Origin of the sequence: Limosilactobacillus sp., from assembly GCF_040772465.1 — a bacterium.
Taxonomy (GTDB): Bacteria; Bacillota; Bacilli; order Lactobacillales; family Lactobacillaceae; genus Limosilactobacillus.
Genome location: NZ_JAXGYB010000005.1, coordinates 76,311 through 97,473 on the forward strand (window position 1 = coordinate 76,311; position 21,163 = coordinate 97,473).

At 46.8% G+C, this 21,163-nt stretch carries 19 protein-coding genes; 9 read left to right on the forward strand and 10 right to left on the reverse strand.

From position 1 onward, the window contains the following. Positions 1-48 precede the first annotated feature (48 nt). Complete coding sequence (xylA, locus tag AB3114_RS06245; RefSeq protein ID WP_367342399.1) at positions 49-1,398, forward strand: xylose isomerase; 1,350 nt, start codon at positions 49-51, stop codon at positions 1,396-1,398. An 87-nt stretch (positions 1,399-1,485) separates the two neighbouring features. Further along, the gene (gene xylB / locus AB3114_RS06250; RefSeq protein ID WP_367342400.1) at positions 1,486-2,991 is read left to right on the forward strand and encodes a xylulokinase; all 1,506 of its coding nucleotides are present in this window, start codon (positions 1,486-1,488) and stop codon (positions 2,989-2,991) included. Between the two features lie 70 nt (positions 2,992-3,061). Here the strand turns inward: xylB and AB3114_RS06255 are convergent, their stop codons facing one another. The 4 genes from AB3114_RS06255 to AB3114_RS06270 form a co-directional block, all read right to left on the reverse strand. Next, positions 3,062-4,237 (reverse strand): MFS transporter, encoded by a 1,176-nt coding sequence (locus AB3114_RS06255; RefSeq protein ID WP_367342401.1) that lies wholly within the window; start codon positions 4,235-4,237, stop codon positions 3,062-3,064. Between the two features lie 160 nt (positions 4,238-4,397). Continuing rightward, positions 4,398-5,861: a glycoside hydrolase family 1 protein gene (locus tag AB3114_RS06260; RefSeq protein WP_367342402.1), complete on the reverse strand. Its 1,464-nt coding sequence runs from the start codon at positions 5,859-5,861 to the stop codon at positions 4,398-4,400. Between the two features lie 15 nt (positions 5,862-5,876). After that, on the reverse strand, positions 5,877-6,785 hold the full coding sequence (locus AB3114_RS06265) for an ROK family protein (RefSeq protein ID WP_367342403.1): 909 nt from the start codon (positions 6,783-6,785) through the stop codon (positions 5,877-5,879). Positions 6,786-6,854: 69 nt separating this feature from the next. Next, positions 6,855-8,243 (reverse strand): MFS transporter, encoded by a 1,389-nt coding sequence (locus AB3114_RS06270; protein WP_367342404.1) that lies wholly within the window; start codon positions 8,241-8,243, stop codon positions 6,855-6,857. A gap of 319 nt (positions 8,244-8,562) precedes the next feature. Here AB3114_RS06270 and yicI point away from each other — a divergent pair, with 319 nt between their 5' ends. After that, on the forward strand, positions 8,563-10,851 hold the full coding sequence (gene yicI / locus AB3114_RS06275) for an alpha-xylosidase (RefSeq protein ID WP_367342405.1): 2,289 nt from the start codon (positions 8,563-8,565) through the stop codon (positions 10,849-10,851). A gap of 60 nt (positions 10,852-10,911) precedes the next feature. Here yicI and AB3114_RS06280 read toward each other — a convergent pair whose 3' ends face one another. Next, on the reverse strand, positions 10,912-12,306 hold the full coding sequence (locus tag AB3114_RS06280) for an amino acid permease (protein WP_367342406.1): 1,395 nt from the start codon (positions 12,304-12,306) through the stop codon (positions 10,912-10,914). A 175-nt stretch (positions 12,307-12,481) separates the two neighbouring features. Next, positions 12,482-13,567 (reverse strand): prephenate dehydrogenase, encoded by a 1,086-nt coding sequence (locus AB3114_RS06285; protein WP_367342407.1) that lies wholly within the window; start codon positions 13,565-13,567, stop codon positions 12,482-12,484. Between the two features lie 156 nt (positions 13,568-13,723). Between AB3114_RS06285 and AB3114_RS06290 the strand changes: the two genes are divergently transcribed. Then, positions 13,724-14,761 (forward strand): zinc-binding dehydrogenase, encoded by a 1,038-nt coding sequence (locus AB3114_RS06290; RefSeq protein WP_367342408.1) that lies wholly within the window; start codon positions 13,724-13,726, stop codon positions 14,759-14,761. An 11-nt stretch (positions 14,762-14,772) separates the two neighbouring features. Further along, positions 14,773-15,327 (forward strand): RBBP9/YdeN family alpha/beta hydrolase, encoded by a 555-nt coding sequence (locus AB3114_RS06295; RefSeq protein ID WP_367342409.1) that lies wholly within the window; start codon positions 14,773-14,775, stop codon positions 15,325-15,327. A gap of 91 nt (positions 15,328-15,418) precedes the next feature. Here AB3114_RS06295 and AB3114_RS06300 read toward each other — a convergent pair whose 3' ends face one another. Continuing rightward, positions 15,419-15,838 carry a helix-turn-helix domain-containing protein gene (locus tag AB3114_RS06300; protein ID WP_367342410.1) on the reverse strand — a complete coding sequence of 140 codons (420 nt, stop codon included), beginning with the start codon at positions 15,836-15,838 and terminating at the stop codon, positions 15,419-15,421. Between the two features lie 83 nt (positions 15,839-15,921). After that, a complete protein-coding gene (locus tag AB3114_RS06305; RefSeq protein ID WP_367342411.1) occupies positions 15,922-16,515 on the reverse strand; it encodes an LURP-one-related/scramblase family protein in 594 nt (197 codons plus the stop codon). A 161-nt stretch (positions 16,516-16,676) separates the two neighbouring features. Here AB3114_RS06305 and AB3114_RS06310 point away from each other — a divergent pair, with 161 nt between their 5' ends. The 4 genes from AB3114_RS06310 to AB3114_RS06325 all read left to right on the forward strand — a co-directional run bounded on the left by AB3114_RS06310 (position 16,677) and on the right by AB3114_RS06325 (position 19,451). Continuing rightward, positions 16,677-17,369, forward strand: a complete 693-nt coding sequence (locus AB3114_RS06310) for a uracil-DNA glycosylase (RefSeq protein WP_367342412.1) — start codon at positions 16,677-16,679, stop codon at positions 17,367-17,369. 15 nt (positions 17,370-17,384) lie between these two features. Further along, positions 17,385-18,362, forward strand: coding sequence for a phosphate acetyltransferase (gene pta / locus AB3114_RS06315; protein ID WP_367342413.1), 978 nt, complete (start codon positions 17,385-17,387; stop codon positions 18,360-18,362). A gap of 107 nt (positions 18,363-18,469) precedes the next feature. Beyond that, on the forward strand, positions 18,470-18,934 hold the full coding sequence (tsaE, locus tag AB3114_RS06320; RefSeq protein ID WP_367342414.1) for a tRNA (adenosine(37)-N6)-threonylcarbamoyltransferase complex ATPase subunit type 1 TsaE: 465 nt from the start codon (positions 18,470-18,472) through the stop codon (positions 18,932-18,934). Continuing rightward, positions 18,927-19,451, forward strand: a complete 525-nt coding sequence (locus AB3114_RS06325; RefSeq protein WP_367342415.1) for an N-acetyltransferase family protein — start codon at positions 18,927-18,929, stop codon at positions 19,449-19,451. The genes tsaE and AB3114_RS06325 overlap by 8 nt, the downstream gene beginning before the upstream one ends. 54 nt (positions 19,452-19,505) lie before the next feature. Here the strand turns inward: AB3114_RS06325 and AB3114_RS06330 are convergent, their stop codons facing one another. Continuing rightward, a complete protein-coding gene (locus AB3114_RS06330; protein ID WP_367342416.1) occupies positions 19,506-20,327 on the reverse strand; it encodes a Cof-type HAD-IIB family hydrolase in 822 nt (273 codons plus the stop codon). Then, positions 20,320-21,162, reverse strand: a complete 843-nt coding sequence (locus AB3114_RS06335; protein WP_367342417.1) for a Cof-type HAD-IIB family hydrolase — start codon at positions 21,160-21,162, stop codon at positions 20,320-20,322. The genes AB3114_RS06330 and AB3114_RS06335 overlap by 8 nt, the downstream gene beginning before the upstream one ends. Between the last annotated feature and the right edge of the window lies 1 nt (position 21,163).

A 21,163-nucleotide genomic window follows, 5' to 3' on the forward strand; every position in this document is an offset into this window, starting at 1 on the left:
TAAACAAACCAAATTGAAATTAAAGATCCATTTTAGGAGGAAATCGTAATGAGTGATTTATGGAAAGGCATTGATAAGATTAAGTACGTTGGCCCACACAAGGATTTACACAGTGGTTTAGCATTTCAGTACTACAACCCAGATGAAGTCATCCTTGGTAAGAAAATGAAGGATTGGCTGCGCTTTGCCGTTGCCTACTGGCACACTTTTGACCAACGTCTGGTGGACCCATTCGGTGATGGTACTGCTGAACGTCCTTATGACAAATACAGCGACCCGATGGACCGGGCACTGGCCAAGGTTGATTACGCCTTTGAATTTTACCAAAAGTTAGGCGTTAACTTCCTTTGCTTCCACGACCGTGACTTAGCACCAGAAGGTGACACCCTTCGTGAAACCAACAAGAACCTGGACAAGGTTGTTGACAAGATTGTTGAATACCAAAAGCAAACTGGTATGAAGGTTCTGTGGAATACTTCAAACCTCTTCACAAACCCACGCTTCCTTGAAGGTGCCGGGACTGCCCCATCTGCTAAGATTTATGCTTATGCATGTGCTCAATTGAAGCACAGTTTGGAAATTGGTAAGCGTGTCGGTTCTGAAAACTATGTCTTCTGGGGTGGTCGTGAAGGTTACGAATCACTGTGGAACACTGACATGAAGCGTGAACAATCACACATTGCTAAGTTCTTCCACATGGCTAAGGACTACGCTAACGAGATCGGCTTTGACGCTCAGATGCTGCTGGAACCAAAGCCGAAGGAACCAACCACTCACCAGTACGACTTTGATGCCGCAACTACTATCAACTTCATGCGTGAATATGGTTTGGACAAAGACTTCAAGCTTAACTTGGAAGGCAACCACGCTAACTTAGCTGGACACACTTACCAGCACGAAATTCGGGTTGCCCGTGAAGCTGGTCTGCTGGGTTCACTTGATGCTAACCAGGGTGACAAGCTGATCGGTTGGGATATTGATGAATACCCATCCAACCTTTATGAAACCACTGCTGCTATGTGGGAAGTTGTTCAAAACGGCAGCATTGGCCCACGTGGTGGTTTGAACTTTGATGCCAAGCCACGTCGTACTTCCTTCAAGCCAGAAGACCTCTTCTATGGTCACATCGTCGGCATGGACAGCTTTGCTGCTGGTCTGCGGGTTGCTGCCGCAATGAAGGAAGATGGCTTCCTGGACGAAATCGTTAAGAAGCGTTACGCTAGCTGGGATGAAGGTCTTGGCAAACGGATCGAAGAAGGCAAGGAAGACTTCAAGAGCATTGAAAAGACTGTCATCGACACGCCACAATCTGAATTGCGTGCTGCTACTCAGTCTGACCACCTTGAAGAAATCAAGGACACGATCAACCACTTCATGATCGAAACGCTCGCTAAGTAATTGCTAAACTAACAAACTATCAAGAAAAGAGGCGCGCTCGCTGGCTCACAACGGCGGGTCTCTTTTCCGTCAAAGAAGGTTTTATCAATGAATGAATATGTTATTGGTGTTGACCTGGGGACCAGTTCTGTTAAGGTATCAGCGATGGATCGCTTAGGCCAGATTGCTGCCCAGGAAAGCTATAAGTATCCGCTTCACCAGCCTCAACCGGGGTTTAGCGAGCAGGATCCTGAAGACTGGGTCAAGGGAACGACGACCGCAATTCAGCATTTAATTAATGATGACGGGATTGATGCCGAAGCAATTCAGGGCATTTCTTACTCGGGGCAGATGCACGGTTTAGTGTTGCTCGATGGTCAAGGCAAAGTTTTGCGTCCCGCCATCTTATGGAACGATACGCGGACAACTAAGCAGTGCCAGGAAATCAGACAGAAGATGGGTGATCGCTTTATTTACCTGACTGGTAACCAGCCATTGGAGGGTTTCACCCTGCCCAAACTTTTGTGGGTTAAAGAAAATGAACCGGAAATCTGGGCACAGGCCAAGAGTTTCCTGCTTCCTAAAGACTACGTTCGTTACCGCATGACAGGTAAGCAAGCGATGGACTACTCAGATGCTACCGGGACGGTACTCTTAGACATTCACAAACGGCAGTGGAGCCAAGAAATCTGTCAGGCTTTCGACATTCCAATGTCCCTCTGCCCGCCGCTAATTGAATCGATCGACAAGGCTGGTCAGATTTCGACTGACTATGCCAAGGTTTCGGGTATGAGCACATCAACCCAGGTCTTTGGTGGTGCTGGCGATAATGCCGCTGGTGCTATCGGTGCTGGCATCTTGCACCAGGGGATGGTGATGAGCAGTATCGGGACGTCCGGAGTTGTCCTGAAGTACGAAAAGGATTCAGAAAATGACTACCACGGTGCGGTTCAGTATGAATGCCACGCAATTCCCGGGACTTACTATTCGATGGGGGTCACTTTGTCCGCAGGAAATTCGTTAAACTGGTTCAAACATCATTTTGCTACTGATGTTGACTTTGACACGATGGTCCTCCGTGCTAGTCAGCGTCCGTTAGGGTCTAATGGTTTGCTCTTCACGCCATACATTGATGGCGAACGCGCACCGTACGCTGATGCAGATATTCGGGGTAGTTTTATTGGTGTTGACAACATGCAGACGCGTGATGACTTTACCCGAGCCGTGATGGAAGGGATCACCTTCAGCTTCCGTGACGTGATGAACATCTACCAACAAAATGGTCAAGACTTTGACACGGTTATCGCCATCGGTGGCGGTGCTAAGAGTGAATTCTGGCTTCAACTCCAGGCTGACATCTTTAACAAGGAAGTTATCGCTTTGACCAACGAGCAGGGACCAGGTCTTGGGGCAGCGATGATTGCAGCAACCGGCCTTGGCTGGTTCAAGTCACTGCAAGATTGCGCTCAGGCGTTTGTGCACTTTGGCAAGCATTATCAACCAAATGCGGATGCAGTAAAGCGCTATGATCAGCTGTATAAGATTTACCAGCAGATTTACCAACAGACGAAGACGATGTCGCACCAGTTGCTGCAGTGGCGGCGTGAAAACTAAAAAAGAGCATGTGTTGTTCAACTGCTTCTCATCATGAGGCAGATAAGCAACACATGCTTTTTGTATTTGATTAGTGATTATCAATCGCACCGTTCAAACGACGACGCCAGATAAGGTAGATGATCAAGATCAGTGGCATCAAGATGAATTCAACCAGATAGAAGTATTTAACGGGTAATACTTCATCGATAATCCCACCGAGAATCGGGCCAAGGGACATCCCAACATCCAACCCAAGGAAGAAGGTGGCACTAGCCAGTCCTTGTTCACTCATTGGCGCCAGCAGCATTGCTGTGGATTGCAGAACAGAATAAATGATCCCGTAACCGACAGCCATTCCCGCGGCGGCGATGGCCATCTCCCAGTTGGCTTTCATGATGGTCAAGAAGATAATATAAACGCCCATCGCGATGAAACTGACCCAGAACCAGGTGCCGAAGCGCACTGTATCAAAGTAGTTTTTCAGAGCTACCCGCAGTACCAGGAGGACGACGGCGTAGATCAGGAAGTAATAGCCGACAGCGACGGTCAAGTGGCGCTGTTCAACGTAGGTGACGATGTCGGCTTGGGTCGTAAAATATGGCATGGCAAACAGGGCGATCAGCAGGGCAACGGGGATGACCCGGGGCTGAATAATTTCAAAATGTTCTGGCTTAGTTTGCTTAGCTGCTGCCGCCGGTTTGGCATGATTGCCGACAAACTGGATGCTGATGATCATTAGCAGGGCAGATAAGGCTGCCAGGATGATGGAATGGCGATAACCGATGCGGTGATAGAGGTTAATGGAAATAGCTGGACCCATCGCCATGGCTAGGGCATTCATCAGTCCGTAAAAACCCATCGCTTCACCGACATGCTGGCGTGGGACCAGAAAGGCCAACCACGTGGTCATGCAGACGGTAGCCAACACGTAGCCGGTCCCGTTTAGGAGACGGAATAACAGCAACAGCGGGGCGTTCGGCGTCACGATGTAGCCGCAAATACCGAGAAAGATAAAAATTCCCCCAACGAATGACAGTCCATAGCGCGAAAAGCGGTCAGTCAAATGACCAGCAATCGGCCGCAAAAACATCGCTGTCAGACTCATCAAACCAACGATTAAGCCGGCAAAGGAACTGGTAGCCCCGAGTTCCTTTGCATAGCCGTTAATCAACGGGTTCACGAACATGGAACTGAACATGAAGAAGAAAGACGCCGCCATGACGAGGACAACGTCTTTGGTGTAAATTGATTTATGCTTTTTCAAAACTTTTCCCTCCGTGCTTACTATTCTACGATGAAATGGGCCTTAGATGGAGAAAAATTAATAATTTCTCATAATTTACTTAAATTAATAAAGCAAAACGGCTATCACCTACGATTCAACGTGGTGGTAGCCGTTCTTTGTACTGTTTCGTTTCTCTAATTTATAACTGTTTGCCATTACTCTGGATGACCCGTTTGAACCAGTAGTATGAATCCTTGGGGGTCCGTTTCATCGTTCCAGTGCCATCATCATGGAGGTCAATGTAGATCAACCCATAACGTTTGGACATCTGGGAAGTGGAGTTGGAGACCATATCGATTGGGGCCCATACCAGGTAGCCGATGACGGGAACCCCATCCTTAATGGCTTCCAGGGTTGCCTTGATGTGGGAACGGAAGTAGGCGATCCGGTAAGGGTCGTGGACGATGCCATCATCGCCAACCTTATCCGTAGTTCCCATCCCGTTTTCCACGATGAAGATTGGTTTTTGATAACGATCCCAGAGGGTGTTGAGTGACATCCGAAGGCCTTCAGGATCGATCGACCACTTCCACGGTGTCTCTTCCAGGAAGTCGTTGTGGACGTGTTTACCATTGCTTGCAAAGCCTTCCTTGCCCTTTTCAGCAGCAGTCACGTCGGAGTGGTAGTAGCTAATGCTGATGAAGTCGACTGGATACTTCTTGATGATCATTTGGTCGTCTGTATCCATCTTGATCTTGATATGATGTTCAGCAAAGTAGCGGTTCATGTAGTTCGGGTATTCACCGCGCACTTGGACGTCAGTAAAGAAGAGGGTCAGCTGGTTTTCTTCTTGGGCTGCTAAAGCGTCTTGCGGATTTGGCGTTGCTGGATAGGTAATTGCCTTAGCTAGCATGCAACCCATCTGACAGGTCGAATCAACTTCATGCAAGTACTTAGTTGCCAGTGAGCTGGCCACAAACTGGTGGTGAAGGGCTTGGAAACGTCGCTGGAGTTTCTCATCTTCAGTATTGAGATCTTCTTCGGTCGCGCCAGTTTCGTGGAAACCAGTCAAACCAGTATTGATTTCGTTAAAAGTAAGCCAGTATTTCACTTGGTGATGGTAGGCATCGATAATGGTCTTGGCATAGCGCATGAAATCATTGATGGCTTCGCGACTGGCCCAGCCATTATATTTCATCGTCAAACCGACAGGCATTTCGTAGTGGGAAATAGTGACAACCGGTTCAATTCCGTATTGGTGCATGGTGTCAAAGACGTGGTGGTAGAAGTCCAGCCCTGCTTGATTAGGCTTTTTTTCGTCACCATGCGGGAAAATCCGTGACCAAGCGATCGAGATTCGAAATGCCTTAGCACCCATGTCGGCGATCATTTTAATATCTTCTGCATAGTGGTGATAGAAGTCAACCCCGCGCCGTTTGGGATAGTTAGTGGCTGATGGATCGTCGATAGCTTCCTGCAAGGACTTGCGGGTGGCATTGTCGAGTGTGTCGGCGATGGATCCTGCCCCAGCCCCTTTGATGCAACCGGAATCAGATAATTGTTTACCATCAATGTTCCAAGCGCCTTCGATTTGGTTGGCAGCAGTGGCACCACCCCACAGAAAGTGTTTCGGGAATCCAGTTGGTTGATTTTCTTGATACATATAGAGTCCTCCAGTTTATAGTTCGTTATTAACGTTCAGCAAGAGATTATACAGTGCGCCGTATAGGTTAGCGTCATTGTGAAAACGAGCGGTCATAATTTCAGGATGGCTGATGGTTGCCTGTTTGGCGACCATTTTCTTGAGATAGTGACGGATACGCTTAGTCACCAGCGGTTGAGCAGAAATGCCACCACCGATAACGTAACGCTGGACATCGATGACTGATTGAATGGCAAAGATGAGCTCAGCGATGCCGTAGCAATAATGATTGAAGACCTTGTTAGCATATTTTTTGCCTTTCTTAATTTTCTTAAAGGCTTTCAGCCCATCATTAGGGTCGAATTCGTAGTGCTTAGCAATCTTTTTAACCATTTTGACGGCTGAGCCGTCGATGCCGTAATTATTCTTTAGTATATCGTTCTTTGTGCCATATGAAGGCATGAAACTGAGTTCACCAGCTTGGAAGTGGCTGCCACGGTAAAGGTGTCCGTCGATGATGAGTCCGCCGCCGACGCCAGTACCCAGGACGATGGCTGCACCATTCTCAATGCCGTGAAGATTGCCCAGCCATAACTCAGACAGAGCGGCGCATTTACCATCATTTTCAACGGTGACGATCAGGTCTTGACCAAAACGTTGATGAATTTTTTCTGGAAGACTGAGCTTATCGAGAAACGTCAGCGCTCCGCCATAGTAAATACGACCATCGCGAGGATCAATTTTACCGGGTGCGCAGATGGCAACTCCTTTGATCCGGTCGCTATAAGCGTTAACAATCTCAATGATTTTTTCAACAAACGGGTCGAGGGATTGCGGTGTAATTACTTTGTTGCGTTCCATTAGTTGACCAGCATGATCCAGCAGACCGTACTTGATGCTGGATCCACCGATGTCAATACTGAGGTATTTAGGTGTTTCTGTCATGATCATTTCTCCTAAAAAAGGCCGAGGCAAAATCAATTGCCCTGGCCTCAATCAATTAGTAGTTATTCATTATTTGTTTTCTTGGTTTTCACGCATGTGCTTTGCGTGCAGGTCGCTTTGCATCTTACCTTCGAAGGAGTCAACCTTGTAGAAGATCAGAGCAACTGCTGAAAGGGCAAAACCAATAATTGGTACCCAGACATAGTTAGCAGTAATGGCGTTCAAGGCAGAAGCACTTTGTGCATGGTTGGCAACGTAGCCGCCGGCATTTAGAATCCAACCGGTGATGGCACCACCAATACCCATCCCGAACTTAGCACTGAAGCTTGAGAATGAGGTAACGATACCTTCGGCACGAACACCGTTCTTCCATTCACCATAGTCAACGGAGTCGGCCAGCATAACGGCGATCAGGCCGGAAACTAAACCAGTACCAAGGTTAACAACGATGTTGGCAGCAACGATAACCCAAACGTTCAGCGTCTTAGCACCGACAGCCATCAGTAATTGACCCAGGATAGCAACTAACATCCCGGTGAGCATGGTGTTACGTTTACCAAAGTGCTTAGAAGACCATGGCGTAATTGCAACAGTCAGCAGGGCAGCTAATTGCAGGCCCAACATGATAGAAGTTAACCAAGCAGCGTGCATGTTGTACTTGAAGAAGTAAACAGCAACTTGGTTACGAGTTTGCATCCCTAACCAGTAAATGAAGTTGATAAAGATGATAACAGCCCAAGGCCAGTTGCGCTTCAAAGCTTTCAGTGAAGTCTTGATTGGCAAAGCCTTCTTGGAGTTCTTGGTTTGAACACGTTCACGAGTGTTAGCAAAAGTATTCAGCAAAATGATGGCACTGAGGATAGCCATAATGACAGCTGTGAAGAAGAAACCTTTACGTTGGTCGCCGTGGCCAAGAGCCTGTACCAGTGGCAAAGCAACAACAGAAATAATCGTCCCACCGGCAGTTCCAAAGAATTGACGAATAGTCGAAAGGGTGACACGTTCATTCGGGTTTGGCGTCAGGTTTGGCAGAACCGAAGTGATCGGAATGTTGACTGATGAGTAAAGAACATCAACACCGATGTAAGTGATGTAAGCCCAAACGATCTTGCCTTGGAGGCTAATGTTTGGTGTAGTAAAGGTTAAAATACAAAAGATAGCATATGGAATAGTGAACCATAACCAGTAAGGACGGCTCTTGCCCCAACGGGTGTGGGTGTGGTCAATCATGATGCCCCAGAATGGACCATCAACGGCATCAACCAGTCGTGCGACCAGGAACAGGGTCCCAACAACAGCGGCAGAGATACCAAAGGCATCAGTATAGAAGTACATTAAGAAGTTTGAAATTAAACCGAAAGATAAGTTACAAGCAAAGTCACTGGAGGCGTATGAGATACGTTCTGGCCAGTGGACAAAGTTTGTCTTTTCAACATCAACGTTTGATGCTTTATCCATTGTAATCACTCTCCAAAATTCAAATCTGTTGATAATAGAAATAACAATTGCTTGTCAATGTTAGTTGTTCTTCTACACCAACTTATGATACTCTATTTTCTCGATAATGCAAGGGCTTTCTTGTAATCGTTTACGCATTTTTGATAATTTTTAGGTAAATAAATTTCTTTTCCTTTATTACAGCTCATTTAAAAATCTTAATAAAATAAATGCCGTTTTCGGGTTGACTTTTCTCCTCGTCAGCGCTTACAATTTGAAGTGTCAAGTTAGTTGGTTCTCAATAACAACTTATTGAAGAGTGTTTTAGGAGGAACAATTTATGAAATTTACTAATGGCCTGTGGCTGGTTCGGGATAACTTCTCGATCCAATCACCACATGAAGTTTATGATTACCACTTAAATGAAGATCAGACTAAAGCAACGCTATTTGCTCCTTATGCCGTTGTACATAACCGTTCACAGATGAACGACCTCGGTGGGACGACGATTGATGTTACTTCACCACAAGAAAACATTATTGGAATTAAGCTGACCCACTTTGACCAACTGCCAAAGGGGCCATCATTCCACCTGAATGATGATCAGAAGAAATTAGATGTTAATAAGGAAGATCAAAGCGTTAGCTTTACATCTGGCAAGTTGACCGCTAAGTTCTCCCTTGGCAACAAGGCACCATTTGACATTAAGTTTATCGGTGATGGCAAGCTGTTGACCGAATCAGTTGACGGCATGGAAGGCGAGATCAAGGATACTAAGAACCACAAGCATTACATGCGTGAAGCCTTGAATCTCGACGTCAACGAAAATGTCTACGGACTTGGCGAACGCTTTACGAACTTCGTCAAGAACGGCCAGTCAGTCAACATCGTTAACAAGGATGCCGGGACTGGTAGTGAACAGACTTATAAGAACATTCCATTCTACATGACTAACCATGGTTACGGGGTCTTCGTCGACCAACCAGAAAACGTGTCATTTGAAGTTGCTTCTGAATACAATGACAAGGTTCAGTTCTCAGTTGAGGGCGAGAGCATCCAATACTACATCGTCTACGGGCCAACCGCCAAGGACATCCTTGGTCGTTACACCCTGCTGACCGGTCGTCCAGCACTGCCACCTTCTTGGAGCTTTGGTCTCTGGTTGACGACTTCATTCACGACTGACTACAGTGAAAAGACGGTTTTGAGCATCATCGATAAGATGAAAGAAAACGATGTGCCGTTGGACGTCTTCCACTTTGACTGCTTCTGGATGAAGGGCTTTGAATGGACGAGCTTCGAATGGGATAAGGATATGTTCCCGGACCCAGCTGGTTTGATCAAGAAGATCCACGACCGGGGCATTAAGGTTTGTGTATGGCTGAACCCATACATTTCCCAGAAGTCACGGCTCTTTAAGGAAGCTCGCGACAAGGGCTACCTGATCAAACGTCACGATGGCAACCCGTGGCAGTGGGACCTCTGGCAACCAGGCAACGCCTTTGTTGACTTCACCAATCCAGCAGCCGTTAAGTGGTACAAGGGCTACCTCCACGACTTACTGAAGATGGGTGTCGATGTCTTCAAGACGGACTTTGGTGAACGGATCCCAGTTAAGGACGCTGTCTTCTATGACGGTTCTGATCCAAAGCGGATGCACAACTACTACACTTATCTCTACAACAAGGCTGTCTTTGAATCTATTCAGGAAGTACACGGTGAAAAGGCTGCTACGGTCTTCGCCCGTTCCGCAACGGTTGGATCACAGAAATTCCCTGTTCACTGGGGTGGTGACAGTGATTCACGTTACACTTCGATGGCCGCTTCCCTACGTGGTGGTTTGTCATTCATGAGTTCTGGCTTCGGCTTCTGGAGTCACGACATTGGCGGTTTCAACGACCACTGTCCTGCAGACCTTTACAAACGTTGGACACAATTTGGCCTTCTTTCCACCCACAGTCGGTATCATGGCAGTACTGAATACCGTGTTCCATGGCACTATGGTGAAGAAGCCGTTAAGGTTTCACGGAAGTTCGTTAAGAACAAGCTTTCTCTGATGCCATACCTTTATTCACAAGCCGTGGCAACGCACGAAAGTGGTTACCCGATGATGCGGCCGATGTTCATGGAATTTCCTGACGATGCTTCAGCACAATCACTGGGAACCCAGTACATGCTCGGTGATGATCTGCTGGTTGCACCGATCTTCAATGACCGTAGCGAAGCCCACTATTACTTGCCGGCAGGCCACTGGACTAACACTTTGACTGGCAAGGATTACGACGTAGATCATGGTCAATGGTTCGACGAGAAGTATGACTACATGTCATTACCACTCTTGGCAAAGCAAGATTCCATTTTGCTGACTAACCCGCAGGCAGAACATGCTGAATACGACTACCTGAGTGCACCAGAAGTTCACGTTTACCAGCCGAGTGAAGGCCACCATAGTCAAGCCGTTGTTGATGAAAATGGTGAACACCATGGTGAAATTACAGTTGATGTTAAGGATGGTCAGCTGACGATCGATGTCAGCCCGCTGAAGTCATTGCCAACACTGTTCTTACACATCGGCGGTGATGTCAAGAAGGTTGAACTGACTGATAAGAAACAAACAATCAGCTTATAAAGTTGGTTTGATTGCCACACAAAAAGAGGATTTCCAAAACGGAAATCCTCTTTTTTATTCTTATTTGTTTAATCCATGTGGTGTTCGACTCAAGCCCCAACGATGCAAGTAGACCAGGGTGGCAATGATCAGAACGACAGCACCGACCGTCACCGAAACACGGGTGTCAGGGTTGATGAACATGAAGATCACGATCACGATTAACATCACGAAGGCAAAGTAGTTTGATACTGGATAGAGTGGCAATTTGAAGGGGTGGTTCGCCATCAAATCAGGGTTGTTGCGGCGGAAGCGCAATTCAGCCAGCAGAATGACAAACCACGGCACCATTCCGGGAAGAACGGATGATGAAAAGACGATGACGAACATGTCGGAAGTTGATTTGTTAACGGCCGTTGCGATCATGTCTAAGATAAAGCCGATGAGGATCCCGCCAGAAATTCCAAGAATGGCTGCGTTTGGCACAATCCGCTTGGATAAGTGGCTGAAGATCTTTGGGGCATCGCCTTCCTGGGATAATTTCCAGAGCATCCGGCTGGAGCTGTAAATTCCGGAGTTAGCACCGGAAAGGGCAGCCGTCAACACGACAAAGTTGATGATGGAAGCAGCCGAAGTAATGCCGATCTTAGCGAATGTTTGGACGAACGGGGAACCGATAGCCGTCAACTTGTTCCATGGGTAGATCGTTACGATAACAAAGATGGCACCGATGTAGAAGATCAAGATCCGGAAAAGCACGGACTTGACGGATTTAACAATCGCTTGTTGGGGATTGGCAACCTCACCAGCCGAAATCCCTAGCAATTCGATTCCTTCATAAGAACCGACGATAATGGACATTGAGAAGAAGAAACCCTTAAAACCGCCGGTGAAGAAACCACCGTGTGACCAAAGGTTAGAAAAGCCAGTTGGGTGGCCACCGTTGCCAATGCCGAAGAAGATGATCAAAAGCCCGAGGATGATCATCAAAATGATGGTGACAACCTTGATCATCGCAAACCAGAATTCCAAGGAACCATAGGCTTTGGCGCTCGCTAAGTTGGCAAGTACCAGGAGAACGATGATGACGATTCCGGCAATCCAGGTCGGTGATTTGGGCCACCAGTATTGAAGATACTCAGTGGCAGCGATAACTTCGGACATACCGACAACAATATATTCAAAGACGTTCGCCCATTTAGCAATGTAGCCAGCCAATGGGTGGACATATTGGGTAGCGTAATCCGCAAAAGAACCAGTGCCGGGGTTGATATAAATCATTTCACCTAGCGAACGCATTACGATGTACAAAATCACACCGACTAAAGCATAGGCCAGCATAACGGAAGGACCAGTCCACTTGATGGTAGAAGTGGCACCCATGAACAGACCAACACCGATGGCCCCACCAAGGGAGATCATTTCCATTTGACCAGCAGTCATTGAACGTTTGAGTTCAGGTTGCTTTTCACTCATGTTAATTCCTCTTTACTTTGTATTTTCGTGTCATTATGGCAGAAAAGCTTGGCCAATGTTCGTCCTTAGTGAACGATGACACATAATTGAGCCAATTCTATAAGAAAGTGTGAACTTTTTCAAGAGGTAATGAGTAATAAATTAGTAAATAATTAAAAACGATTAAGACTGGAGATCATAAGTGCTTGAGAATCTCGAAATCAGCGCTGAGTAACTGACGAGCGCGATCCGCGTCTTCTTGATTGGCAAAGCTGAGTTGAAGAATACCATCGATGCCTTCACGAATTTGCATGATTTGCAAGTTACGGACGTTAAGGCCAGCCTCACTAATCTTGGTAGTCACCGTTGCGATGGCCCCGTCGCGGTCAGGAATACGGACGATGACGTTAGAGAGTAGCTGCTTCTCCTGGTTATTTGGCAGACCGTCCCGGATTTTCTTAGCGGTGCTGAAGAGATCAAAGAGGGCGGCCTTGTCTTGTTTTGTCAATTCTTCTTTAACGTTTTGCAGAGCATTGATGTAAGCTTGCAACTGCTGGAGAATGTCTTGACGATTATTGACCAGGATCGCAGTCCACATCGTTGGATCCGATGACGCAATTCTGGTGATCGTTTTAAATCCGCCAGCAGCTAACTGAAGAGCGTTAGGCTCCCGGCGCAGACTGTCAGCTGTTTGGGTGACAAGGGCAGCGGCCACGACGTGTGGCACGTGGCTGAGCTGGGCGACGATCATATCGTGCGATGGTGCACTGATTGGCATCCAGTGGGCATGTAAGCCACTTAATAATGATTGGATTTGTTCGGCGGCATGAATATCTGAGGGTTGGTAGACCTGAAAATAGTATGCACCAGCGATTAGGTTACGCCGTCCGGCACGTACACCTGACTGGTGACTACCGGCCATCGGGTGACCGCCGATGAAGGTGATCCCTTTAGATTGTAAGCCCTGAGCTGCTTGCATAATTGATTGTTTAGTGCTGCCCACGTCAGTAATAATGACGCTTTTTTTGAGTGGTATTTTTGAAAGATTCTGCAAGTCTTTGCGGATGACTGACACTGGACCAGCCAGAATGATGTAGTCAGCTTGTTCGATTCCTTGATAATCTTTAAAAGTTTCATCGGCAAGATGATTCTTTTTGGCGTAATCTAATGTTGCTTGATCAGAATCGCAGATTATCAGTTGGTACTCGGGATGTTCTTCTTTGATAGCACGTCCGAGTGAACTGCCAATTAGACCGAATCCCTTAATGAAGATAGTTGTCACAATGGTTTCCTCCAATGTGTTGTTGATGTTGCTCTTTGTCCGTGATTATATTGGATGCTGACAATTCAGTCAAAATTTCTTGTAAATTTGTTGACATTGAGTGAACTCCATGTGTTACGTTAATGTTGTTGTATGAAGAGCTGAAGGAGGTACACTATGAAAAAAGCACAATTTGTTAAAGCAGGTCAGATGAAAATTGTTGACGCTGATATGCCAAAGATTCAGGCAGATGACGACGTTATTTTGAAGATCGTGCGTGCCAGTGTCTGTGGTTCGGATCTTTGGGCGTTTCGTGGATTGGAGCCTAAAGAGGAAAATAGTGAAAACTCTGGCCACGAAGCATTAGGGATTGTTGTCGACGCTGGACCTGCCATTACAACCTTGAAGAAGGGTGATTTTGTCATTGCGCCATTCACTCATGGTTGTGGTCACTGTGCTGCTTGTCGTGCAGGCTTTGAAGGTTGCTGTTTATCTCACGATGATAACTTCTCAAGTGGTTATCAGGCAGAATACGCACGTTACCAACATGGTCAGTGGTCATTGATTAAGATTCCTGGCAAGCCGGAAGACTACACTGATGCTATGTTGGCTTCGCTTCAATCATTATCTGACGTAATGCCGACTGGTTATCATGCTGCTCGCACAGCGCGCGTTCAAAAGGGTGATACAGCCCTTGTTATCGGTGATGGTGCCGTTGGTCTTTGTGCTGTCATTGGTGCCAAATTACGTGGCGCTAAACGGATTATTTTGATGAGTCACCATGAAGATCGTGCTAAACTCGGCCGTGAATTTGGCGCAACTGATATCATTGAAGAACGTGGTGATGATGCTGTAAAGAAAGTAATGGAATTGACTAATGGCGCTGGTGCCGATGCCGTTCTCGAATGTGTTGGTGCTCGTCAGTCCACGCAACAAGCGTTGCAATCTGCTCGCCCAGGAGCCGTTGTTGGCCGAGTTGGTTTGCCTCATGACTCCAAGTTTGATCTTGCTCAAACTTTCTACCGTAATGTGATTATCGCTGGCGGTCCAGCTTCGGTTACAACCTATGACAAGGGCCTGTTATTGAAGGCTGTTTTGGATGGGGAAATCAATCCTGGTAAGATCTTTACTAAGTCTTATACTCTGGACCAAATTCAACAAGCTTACCAGGACATGGCAGATCGCAAGACAATCAAGTCTTTGATCAAGTTTTAAGGTTATAGATTATGACAAAACGACAAAGAGCTTATCTCATTCACGGCACATCGACGCGGGACGACGACTGGTTTCCTTGGTTAGAGCAGGCAGCTAAACCGGACATTATCGTAAGTCGGCTGACATTACCTGAACCATTTAATCCAGATCCGTCACACTGGCAAGATGCATGTGATGCTCAGATTGAAGCGAAACCGGGGATGATTTTGGTTGCCCACAGTCTCGGTTGCATCACGGCTTTGCGTTATGTTGAGCGTCACCAGGTGAAGGATGTGCGTTTGCTTTTGGTCGGAGCTTTCGATCAGGGTCTGCCAGACTATCCGCAGTTAAACAGCTTTGTTCAGCCACCCATCGATTACGGCCAGGTGAAGCCTAAATTAGCAGGGTCCACTGTCATTTGTGCACAAAATGATCCAATTGCCCCATATCAGGATGGGGTGGCAGTCTCGCAACGAATTGGTGCTAAGTTAATTGTGCAACCGACGGGTGGACACTTCTTGTCTAGCGATGGTTATCAGGAATTTCCACTGGCTTTAAAGGAATTGCAGCGATTAGCTAATTTGTAATAAGTAATAGCAGATAAAAACGCCTAGCGTTCGGGATCGAACGTTAGACGTTTTTGTCTGCTTGGGCTCTTTACGTGTATTTGCAAATTTATTAATCGTCATCTTCCAACAACTTGGCCAAAGCCTTCCGGTCCGGCGTATCAGGATCATTGAGGTCTTCCAGCAGTTGTTTGATGTCATCTGGTGTTGGTTCCCAACCCTGAATGCAGGTGGTCCGGACGCCAACTTTCATCTGTTTGAACTGTGCTGGGTCTTCGATTTTGACACCCTGAATTGTTTGGGCATCATCATCAATTTCGAGTTGGAAATCGACGTCTTGCAGATCGTCGAGCACTTCACCAGGGTTTGAATGAGTAATCACAGCTAATGCGTTGATGGCTTTAACTGGCCAGTCCACAACGGATTTAGAAAAAATCTTTTGGAGCTGCTCGTCGCTGATGTTCATTTCTCTAGCTACATCTTCAGTTGTAATATTGTTTATCTGCAAGAACTGTTTAATTGTTACCGTCATTGCATAGTTCCTCCCTCTGACTATTTATCCCATCTCTATTATTAATGTAATTTTGTCAAATGTCCACCTTAATCGAGTAATAATTAATGATGTCTTGGATCTAACGAGTGCATTTTAGAGATGAATTTATCAAATGTAAAGTCGCATGGTGAGGCTTCGCTTGCCTTACGACCAAAATGCTGACGCAAACGATTGACCAGGGGGAGTTTGTCGCCATTATGTGACCAATGATTTAAAATAGTAGCAACGAGGATGGCAAGTGGTTCGTCGGCTTCATCGTGGACTGCTAGTTCAGTGATGTTGAAGCCGGTTTTGTTGACTGGAGCCATTGTGGCCACTAAACGGTGACCCTGCAGAAAACGATAATGGTTGTTAATGCCATTACCTACAATGAGCCAACTAATACCTTGGATATAGACGATCTCTTTAAAAAAGCCGAGCGATTTGCCAACCGTTCCAACTCGCTGATGATTTTGGTACAACGCAAATTTGGGCATTATACCTAATGATAATTGTCTTACCTCGGCCAATAGCTCACCGCTCATCGTATATAACGAGAGGGCGTCGTGACGAAGGCCCCATTTGCCGGTTAGCAGATAGCACTGCCGACCGTTCTGATCGTGGATGACAGTAGCTCCGCTGTCGGTAGCCCGGTCACGTAAATAAAGATTGCGCATGACAATTCCCTCCCTGCTTGGCCTGTTGCCTATATTTTACCAGCATGTGCTCTTGAAAAACACAAATCTGGCTCTTTTCAGTAGAAAGCGTTGCCATTTCTGTAAACATAAGGATAATAAACGATCAAGTTATGATAAAATAGAAATCGAGGTGCTTAATTGTGAGAGAACTGATTAATAATGATTGGTGGCCGGTACTCAAACCGCAATTTGAATCGGCTTACTATGCGCAACTACATGACTTTTTGGTACAGGAATATTCCCATCACACCGTTTATCCCGAGATGCACCATATTTTTCAGGCATTTGAGTGGACACCGTATCACAAGGTTAAAGTGGTAATTTTGGGTCAAGATCCGTATCACGAGCCACATCAGGCGCATGGTTGCAGCTTTTCGGTTTTGCCTGGAGTGCAGGTTCCACCATCGTTGCAAAACATCTATAAGGAATTACAAGCCGATTTGGGCTATCCACCTGTCCACCATGGCTATTTAAAGCATTGGGCAGATCAAGGTGTCTTACTACTAAACTCAGTTCTCACGGTGCGAGCAGGTCAAGCTTTTTCCCACCGCGGGCATGGTTGGGAAAAGTTGACTGATGCCGCAATTAAAGCTCTATCGGATCGTCCTCAACCGGTGGTCTTTATCTTGTGGGGCAGAGCAGCCCGCAATAAAAAGGCACTGATTGATACGAGTCGCAATATTGTCCTGGAATCAGCTCACCCCAGTCCGTTATCGGCTCATCGTGGTTTCTTTGGATCGCGTCCATTCAGTAAAACAAATCGAGCACTGAAATCAATGGGGGAACAGCCAATCGATTGGCAACTTCCTGACCACGTTGAAGTACAGGATTAAAGGAGTGCACAGATTATGGATATTTTTGAGCAGATGAAGGATCAACTTGCAGGTACTAACCGGACTATCGTCTTCCCTGAAGGCAACGACCCGCGGGTATTGACAGCCGCTAGCAACTTGGCAACGGATGGTGTTTTAACACCACTGGTGCTGGGAAAAGCAGATGAAATTCAGGCTGTAGCCGACAAAGAAGACTTAGATTTGAGCGGGGTAAAGCAGCTGGATCCAGATAAGTACCCGGAAGCTGATAAAAAGGCAATGCACGATGCTTTGCTGGAGCGTCGCCATGGCAAGAATACGCCAGAACAAGTCGACCAAATGCTGCAAGATGTCAGCTACTTTGGGACGATGCTGGTTTACATGGGCAAAGTTGACGGCATGGTTTCCGGTGCTGTTCACGCCACTGGGGATACTGTGCGTCCGGCTTTGCAGATCGTTAAAACGAAGCCTGGTATTCACCGGATCAGCGGTGCCTTCATCATGCAGAAGGGTGATCAGCGCTATGTCTTTGCCGACTGCGCTATTAACATCGAGGTAGATGCGCCGACGATGAGCGAAGTAGCTGTTCAAAGCGCCAAGACTGCTAAGCTTTTTGGCATTGATCCACATGTTGCCTTGCTCAGTTTCTCTACGAAGGGCTCTGCAAAGGGTGACATGGTAACCAAGGTTGCCGAAGCTACTAAGTTAGCCCAGAAGGCAGCTCCAGATGTACCGATTGATGGGGAAATGCAGTTTGATGCTGCTTTGATTCCTGAAGTTGCTAAGTTAAAGGCTCCTGGTTCACCTGTAGCTGGTAAGGCCAACGTCTTCATCTTCCCGAGTCTGGAAGCAGGGAACATCGGTTACAAGATCGCCCAACGTTTGGGTGGCTTTACTGCGGTTGGTCCAATTCTGCAGGGACTGAATGCGCCAATTGCTGACCTTTCACGTGGTTGCGTGGCTGATGACGTATACAAGGTTGCAATGATCACGGCGGCACAAGTCGAAGATTAAGGTTAGATACAATAACGGGATAGATGCTCAGGTGTCCATCCCGTTATTATTTTGCCTTTCATCATGTTAAAATTGACGAAGAATTATTTGGTGAGGTGAAAGTAACCGTGGAAACAATTAAAACAAGCAGTCGGGAACAGACGATTGCTTTGGGAAAACGATTGGCCCCGAATTTGATGCCGGGCGACGTAATTGTTTTGAATGGTGACCTGGGGGCAGGTAAAACCACTTTTACAAAGGGAATTGCGGCTGGCTTAGGAATTCCTGAGCTGGTAAAGAGCCCGACCTTTACGATCATCAGGGAGTACCGGGATGGCCGATTGCCACTCTTCCACATGGATGTTTATCGCTTGGAGCACGGCGGTGGCGATGACCTGGGTCTCGAAGAATACTTTGATGGTGATGGTGTCTGCGTTGTCGAATGGGCTGAATACGTGGCGGATGAACTACCTGACGATTTCTTAGCCATTCACTTTAAACGGACAGATGATGAAAGCCAGCGAGTACTGGAATTTGAACCACACGGTCAGCACTTTACGCAGTTGGTAAAGGATTTGGTACAACATGGCTAACCACACAGACAGCGATAATGATGGGGATGTGCAAATTCGTGAAGCACAGCCCGTGGATGCACCGGCTATCATTCAGTTTCTGCGTAAGGCTAGCAAAGAGAGTGATGCCATTCTTGTCACCGGATTGGACCATTTGACGAATGCTAATGAAGCTGATAATTTGGCCACCATTCAACGGAGTCGTGACTGCGAGGTAGTAGCCGCATTGTATGCCGGCCGAGTCATCGGCATTGGCACGATTATGGTGAAAAGCGAACAGCAAGGTACGGGTGAATTGGGTGTCGTGGTCGAACGCGATTACTGGCATAATGGCATCGGCAGTGCATTGCTAGACATTATGATCGACTGGTACCAAAATGGTAGTTCTTTAAACCAACTCGTTCTTGACGTATTTGCCGATAACCAGCGTGCGATCAATTTGTACCATCACTATGGCTTTGTAGCGACGTCCCGAGGAAAAACGCGGACGGCCAATGGGATTGAAAAACCACTAGTACATATGATTTATCAAAATTAAAAACGACCACGTGGAGGTATATTGAAAGCCTCTATGTGGTCGTTTGCGTATATACTATTGAACACCGAATTCTTTGGCCATCACTTGCAGGACCCCTTGTTCGTTATTGCTCGGGGCTTCATGATTAGCTTCTTGTTTAACGTTAGCCGGTGCATTGGCCATGGCGTAAGCGTGGCCAGCGAGGTGCATCATCGTGATGTCATTTTCCCCATCGCCAAAGACCATCAGCTGGTCAGGGGTAAGTTGCCAGCGCTTCAGAAGCTGCTTGAGGCCAGCAGCCTTATCAATACCTGGAACAATCAGGTCAATGGCACCGTTGCCACTAACGGTCGGGTAAACGTATTGACCAAACTTTTGGTCGATAATCCGTTGGTACTCAAAAGTTTTGTCGCCGGGTACCACAACTGCTAGCTTGAAGAGGCGACCAGTGATTTCATCAAAATTGTGAATGATGTGGCGCCGGACAGAAAAGTTCTTCATATTTTCCTTAAACTCATCCGGTTGGTCAGCGGGGATGAACCAGCCATCTTCACCACAGTAGGTGTAACAAGCACCAGGTAAGCTGCGAAGGAGGGCTCCCACTTTTTGTGGAATCCCTGGGGTGATCTCCGCACAATCAACTTGCTGGTTTTGGTCGACGACCAGGCCACCATTGTCGGCTACGAAAGCCGCGTGGTCCGCTTCATCTGGGATGAGCGTGCGCAGGTATTCGTATTGGTCACCACTGGCGATGATAAAGTGGGCACCCAGGTTTTGCATCTTTTGATAGATTCGTTTGAACCATTCGGCATCATAACTGCGAAGTTGTCCTTTGATGGGGAAATCTTTATCGGATAAAAATGTTCCATCTACGTCGACTGCGACTGCTTTAATCATTGTCATTCTCCTCTGTTTTTACGTTAAAATGTTTGGCTAATACTTTGAGTACACCCTGGTCATTGTTGCTCGGCGCGATCTGCGAAGCTACTTGTTTGACGGCTTTGGGAGCGTTAGCCATAGCATATGAGTACTTGGCTAGTTGGAGCATGGTGACGTCATTGCCCCCATCACCAAAGGCTGCTAGTTGACTAGGATTCAAATCCCACCGCTTCATTAATTTGGTTAATCCTGAGGCTTTGTCTAAACCGGGGATGATTAGATCAACTGAGCCAAAGCCGCTGCTGGTCGGGTAAATGACGTCGCTAAACTGATCTAATATTTTTTGGCAATATTCCCTCGTTTTGTCCTGTGGGCAGTTCATAGCAAATTTAAAGATGGGACCATGCAATTCCCTCAGTGAATTGATCGGCGTCAAGTTAGGGTAATAATGTTGGATCCGATTACGGTAGCTAACCGGTTGGTTCAGCAGAATAAATGATGATTCCAGACCACAGAGGGTGTAGACGACACCCGGTAGTTGGTCTAAGAAATGAGCAACGTTTCGGACCGTCGCGGGAGCAAATTGACCATGAAAAACGTCAGTGCCCCGGTCCACGATCCGGCCACCATTGTCGGCAACGTAGCTGATCTGCTGGATCCGATCGGGAATAATGCTACAAAGACTGTCATAAGGCTCGCCACTGGCGAAGACAAAATGGACATGCCGCCTTTGCAGCTCATTGAATACACGATCAAAAAGCTTTTTATTATAAGTGCGACCCTTATCCATGTCGGTCAAAAATGTTCCATCGATATCTACGGCCACAATTTTGATATCGTTTGAATCATTCATG